Below are 5,835 nucleotides of genomic sequence, written 5' to 3' on the forward strand. Positions count from 1 at the left end.
AAGGTTGTGGAGAACAAGGATCGTTTTAGTTAACCGGTGCCTTTGAGGCACCCCTGTCTGCCAGTCCCTTTTTGGTTAAATGGGGGTAAAGCTTACCGGCAGCCCTTGGGGCTGCTCCTCACCGTTAAGCTCCTCGCTCTGCGAGGATGTCCTAACTTTCGGAGAAAATATGTCATCTATATCTAACAGTCCTTTTGATAAATTCACTCATGTTTCTTGCAATGAGCCTGTCTCTGTAAAACCAGAGGGTCGTCAAAGCACAATACGATTTTTTAACGACTTGTCTAAAGTAGAATCCTATATAAAAGCAGCAGAAGGGTACGATGGCGCTGAATTGGTTAGTATACTCAAGAAAAATTTGTCTCCCAATGCTACTATACTAGAGCTTGGAATTGGTCCAGGTAAAGACATGGACCTTCTTATTAAAGAAGGGTTTTCTGTCACAGGCTCTGATGTTTCACAACCATTTTTGGATTTGTATCGAAAAAGAAATCAAAAAGCAGATCTTTTGCTTATTGATGCAGTCAATATAAATACTGGCAGAAAATTTGATTGTATCTATTCGAATAAAGTAATGATTCATCTTAGTAAAGAAGAATTACGAGAGTCTTTAAAAAGCCAATATAAAAATCTTAATTCTAATGGCGTGTTGGCTCATAGCTTATGGTACGGGGATAAAGAAGAAAAATGGGACGGAGCGCAGTTCTTTTATTATAACGAAGATACACTGTCTGATCTGACTAAAGGCATGTTCGAAGTTGTGCATTTGACCAGGTACAAAGAAATGGAGAAAGATGATTCTATGTTTGCTATTTTAAGAAAAATCTAATTAGACGATGCATCCTATTTTTGACTGAATCTCTAGCTCAATTTAAAACTTTGCCATTTTTTAGAGTTTACGGGTATAGGGCCTACAAGGCCTCGCCCTTCTGCTAATGCCCACATATAGGCTGCCTTTCTTGGGGACCTGCTTTTGGAGCTCTTTGTAGAGGGATGGAAGGGCTTTGTCACGTCATAGATCTTGATGTTGCCTCTTTTTAGGGCTTTGCTTTGGTGGTATAAGGAAATATAGATGATCTTTTCTGAGCGTTTTCCAAAGATTTGTTTCTTTATCCACTCGAGTTGGGGGTTGGTTGCGGGCTTGTAGTTTTTTGTTACTACTTTCAAGGGCTCCAACTTGATGGCTTAAACAAACTCTTGATTTTAAATATTGAACACTCCTTTTTCCTGTGATATCATCTCCATTAAAAATAACTATGGATAGGTTATGGACCATACACTTGAATCAGTTTACAAAAGATCTCTCAAACAAATTTTTATCATGTACATGGTATCGATGTCCTTGTCGGCAGCATCCACACTCTTTGCCTTTAATGGGATTGTTAGTGGCATCATGCTTAGCCTTTCAACGCTTGTATTATTATGTTGGCTTGTCATCTACAAAAAGAGAAATCTAAAGCTTTTCAAGCTTTTTAGGGTGCTTTTTAAAATTGCAATGGCTCTTGGAGTGTTTGGAGCTATAGGGACTCTTATCTTGGGATTGTCTGGCAAGCCTGTAGCGGTAGGCCTAGACCCCTTTTTAAAGATGTCTAATGCAACGACAATCGGGGGAGTTTTCAGTGCTTGGGTTGGGATGCTATCTTTTTGGGTTGGAAACTTCCTTCCCTTATGGTTCTTATTTGAGAATGCAGGAAAAGCTCTAGACTACTTTAAGAATTCTCCCAAGCAATCAGAAGTGTATTCTTAAGATGAGATATATAAGTCCTCTTGGTCCTTCTGAAAGACGCATCGAGCTATTAGAAGGCAAACTCCTTCTAAGAAGATGCTTTTGAAGCTCGTGCTTTTAGCAGCTTACTTAGTTTCTTTTGTCGCATGCTCTCAACTAGAACACAGTCATACTTCTTTTGAGGAGCAATTAGAGTTTAGCCAAGAAGAGGGGAAGTGGGTCAAAACACAAAAGGCCAGAGAAAAGTTTTCATTCTGAAAATAATGGCTGCTCTTCAGACAGTGTAAAAATCGTAAGAGCTGAATGTTTACCTTAGCGTTTTATACGCCTGTTTTGGATGGGCCGGCTGATCAGGGTATTGGTAAACCAGCTCTCCTTCTTTTTCCATTTTTGAAAGGAAATAGTCCCTTAAGTATCTGCTATCTCTATTTAAAATTCGGCTTAGGTGGCTAGGTTGTAAGGGACCCAAAGAGCATAGTTCCTTGATGGCCAGCTTGATTTGATTGTTAGAAGAACGTTTTTGCAAGCTTATGATTTGTTTTTTTTAAGCTCTTCTGAAATCTCAGGAAATTCCTTAGGTAAAGCACCTAACCCCTTATATGAGGGGTTGCTTCACTATATGAGGGGTCGGTGGGGAGTGTATAATATGTTTGATTTCCTTTTCCTTTCATCGCAAGGGTGTTAAGTTCTTTCAAATGAGACAGTCCGCGGCTGGCAGTCAATGTGTCTACCCCATTCAGCTGCCGATAATCTTCATTTGTAATCGCTCCAACATTTTTTACAAAAGCTAGAGCTCTTCTTTCAGAATCATTTAGATTATATTCTTTAAAACTGGAAAGCCAGCTCATTGTGACCTCATCAAGTAAATGGTGAGGAAAGAGGATCACCCCAAACTGATTGCGAGCTCTACTTGTTTCAATAATTGGGGGAGTTGTGAATCCCAACTTCTTTAAATTGTCACGCATTGAGCATATTCCAGTCCTCTTTGTTTCAGCAAATTTTAGATCATGAAAGACCTTAGCCATCGCTTGATTTCTTTGAATGGACCCCGAGTCTGCAAGTAATTCTTCTAATGACTTTAGTGAATATCCTGCATTCTTAAATTCGATCCTATTAGAATAACGAATAACCTGAGTGGGTTGAGGAACTCTATAATCTCTATGCATCAACAAGTTTGCAACCGCCTCACGAATGACCTCTCTAGGGATGAGGGGGATATCGCTTCTCTGAAGTTCGCCGGGCTTTAGGTGAAACTTCATCGGCAAGTCACTCATGATATCTGAATGGAGATGGGGCATCAAGAAGATAAGAGGTTCCCAGTACTCAGTAGCGATCTTATACCTTTCCGATGAGTTAGATACCCACTCTATCCCTTCCACGATGATGTAGTCGACCCTGCACGCAGGCATTAGTCTTTTTAGGGCTTCTTTTTTACCAAAAAGCAAAAGCCCTGCAATGGTTGAAATAACACAGCCCTCATTATTTTTGAGTCCTACTCCTAAAGAAATGAGAAGCTGTTCTTTATTAACCTGAAAATCGGATAAAGCGTACACTTTAAGCGGAAAAATAGCTTTCAAGGGCACGGCTTCGAGAAAAAAGCCGTGTTTTTTCTTGCCTACTTAACGTGCATGTATTATATAATACGTACATGTTAAATAGAGGATAAGCTAATGTCTAAACCAATAACTGGAAAAACTCATGTCGGTGAGCGACGAGAAAAGCGGCCCAATGGCGATATTTATGTTTATGAACGGGTTACTGCCTATGATGAGAAGTCTAAAAAAACCTATACAGTCAGCCAAAAACTCAAAGGTAAAATTAAGTTGGGAACCCAAGAAATGATACCCACTCGACCTAAGAAGCGCAAAAGTGGAAAAACTTTTCTTGGTGCGGCACGTCAGCATACTGGTCTTACAGATATCCTAGAATGGGTCGGCAAGGTTTCAGGCATTGATGATGATGTGCACAATTCTTTCAATGAAGGTGATGCACGTAAAATCCTTTCTATCGCACGCTATTGGATTGGCTCTTGCGGCCATACGCTCCCTCGTCTTGAAAGCTGGCAGGTTATGCATCCTCTTCCGTATATCGAACCGATTACAGAAGATATCTACGGTGAGCTATTCAAAGAATTAGGTCGCAACGAGAACAGCATTCAAAGTTATTTCACTTGCCGAGCACTGCGGCTAGGCAAATCTCCTGTGCTGGCATTTGACTCAACGACCATCTCAACCTATTCTGAAAATCAGTTGGAAGCACGGCAGGGTTTCAACAAGGATAGCGATGGTCTGAACACCATCAAACTATTGACCCTGTATTCGGTAAAAGCACGCGAGCCGCTTGCCTTTGCCAAGCAACCCGGAAATGTACCAGGTGTGATATCTATTGAAAATGCTTTGTCTCAACTTAAATGCCTCGGGTTGGAGAAACCTTTGATCGTCACAGATAACGGCTACTATAGCCAGAAAAACATGATGGAATTTGCCCGACGTAATGTGAAATTTCTGACGCTGGTTGATCCAAATATCACCTGGGTTCGCAAGACAATAGATACACTTCGCGAGTCGCTAGCGACCATGTCTAGTACTTGTCCATTCGATCCGTCTATTTGCGGAGCAACAACATCCATCATGCATGAATTTAGCCGAACGCGCCAGCGATCACGTAACGGGAAGCTTGCCGGCTGTGACGAGACATTCTCGCGCCGACTGTACGTCCATGTATTTTACTCACCCGCTAATGAAGCAAAAAAAGAACTTATATTTCGCAAAGATTTACTTGAACTGAAGGCACAAGTTGAAAATGGAGTTGTAGAGTTTTCGAAATCAGCTCAACGAAAAATCGAAAAATATTTGATCTGCTCTAAAAAAGGAAGAGGTGGGAAGTTGAAGGTCAACTTTAACGACCATGCGATCAGCGAAGCAAAGAAATATTTCGGCTATTTCGCTCTCGTGAGCAATCAAGCTATGAATACGTTTGCAGCTCTTGAAAACTACCGACTACGAGAAAAGATAGAAGAGCTCTTTGCCGTACAAAAAGGGGGGCTTGATGGCGCACGCCCCCGCACATGGTATCCCGACAATCTTAGAGGACGACAATTCGTGCAATTTGTATCGCTTGGCTACCACTGCTTCCTAGTCAAAAAAATACGGGAGATCCGAACTAAGCTTGGCAAGAATGAAACTGGAAAAACCAAGGCGCGTATAGAGCTTGAAAAGAAGCTAGAAAAGTGGCTTGCTCAACGTTCTCTCGCTCAGATTTTGGATTGGTTCGATTGCATAGAGACAACTAATGTTCAGACTGCCATGGGCAAATACAGATGGTCTACCGAATCAGTGAGCAGAGATCAGTTGTTTTTGGATTACCTGGGAGTGAATGCTTAATCGTGTACGCTTTATCCGATTTTCAGGATATGAAAGAGCACTTGCTTGAAAAGTGTTTGGGTAAAGAGGTTAGCTTCACACGGGTTGAAGATTTTTTCCAAGATATCATGGTCTCAAGTGCTAAAACAACATGGGATCAATCGCTTGAGGCGCTTGTAGATCGTCTCCCGCCACTTGCAAGTGTTCTCGAAGACCTTAAGCCACAAGTTGAACACTTATTGCAATTTTAGGGCCACAGAACTTCTTATAGCTGATTTATGCAGACACTGTCTGCAATTTCATTTTCCTTGCTAAAACTAAAGAATTTGCTTATTTCTAAACCAACACGATCAGTACTCACATTTTGGCGCATTTTCCAATATGAATGGTTATTAATGAGAAGGGTATAGGACCTCTTCTTTTGAAACCTTCCCTTCTGTTGCTTCTTCAATAAGCAAGGCAACATCTCCCTTGGGAATATGTCCCTTATTTACGATCAGGTGGATAAGGTGTCGGCTTTTTCCGATTCGTCTAGCAAAGGCTGTCTGCTTGATGCCATAGGTTTCTAGGTATTCTTTTAAGAGCATGAAAAAATCCTGTTTCTCAATACGATACATACACGCTCCTGAGAAAAAAATCAAAAATTCTACAGCAATTCCCGCTAAAATTTTAAGCCCTTGATTGTGATTAATTTGCAGTTTTTATAAAATTTTGTTTTCGCAAACTATTAAAAGGTAAGGGCAGAAA

The 5,835-nt window shown here is 40.9% G+C and carries 6 protein-coding genes; 4 read left to right on the forward strand and 2 right to left on the reverse strand.

From position 1 onward, the window contains the following. The first annotated feature begins 169 nt into the window (after positions 1–169). Both NEPTK9_RS08900 and NEPTK9_RS08905 read left to right on the forward strand, forming a co-directional pair. Positions 170–829, forward strand: a complete 660-nt coding sequence (locus NEPTK9_RS08900) for a class I SAM-dependent DNA methyltransferase (RefSeq protein ID WP_194848482.1) — start codon at positions 170–172, stop codon at positions 827–829. Between the two features lie 438 nt (positions 830–1,267). Further along, a complete protein-coding gene (locus tag NEPTK9_RS08905; protein WP_194848483.1) occupies positions 1,268–1,747 on the forward strand; it encodes a hypothetical protein in 480 nt (159 codons plus the stop codon). A gap of 566 nt (positions 1,748–2,313) precedes the next feature. Here the strand turns inward: NEPTK9_RS08905 and NEPTK9_RS08910 are convergent. After that, entirely contained in the window at positions 2,314–3,303 is a 990-nt protein-coding gene (locus NEPTK9_RS08910) for an ATP-binding protein (protein ID WP_194848484.1), read from the reverse strand. Between the two features lie 93 nt (positions 3,304–3,396). On the opposite strand from NEPTK9_RS08910, the gene NEPTK9_RS08915 reads away from it, so the two are divergent. Beyond that, on the forward strand, positions 3,397–5,109 hold the full coding sequence (locus tag NEPTK9_RS08915; RefSeq protein WP_194848485.1) for an IS1634 family transposase: 1,713 nt from the start codon (positions 3,397–3,399) through the stop codon (positions 5,107–5,109). Between the two features lie 29 nt (positions 5,110–5,138). Further along, entirely contained in the window at positions 5,139–5,339 is a 201-nt protein-coding gene (locus NEPTK9_RS08920) for a hypothetical protein (protein ID WP_194848486.1), read from the forward strand. Positions 5,340–5,480: 141 nt separating this feature from the next. Here NEPTK9_RS08920 and NEPTK9_RS08925 read toward each other — a convergent pair whose 3' ends face one another. Then, complete coding sequence (locus NEPTK9_RS08925) at positions 5,481–5,705, reverse strand: helix-turn-helix domain-containing protein (protein WP_194848487.1); 225 nt, start codon at positions 5,703–5,705, stop codon at positions 5,481–5,483. Positions 5,706–5,835 lie beyond the last annotated feature (130 nt).

This window comes from Candidatus Neptunochlamydia vexilliferae, assembly GCF_015356785.1.
Classification (GTDB): domain Bacteria; phylum Chlamydiota; class Chlamydiia; order Chlamydiales; family Simkaniaceae; genus Neptunichlamydia; species Neptunichlamydia vexilliferae.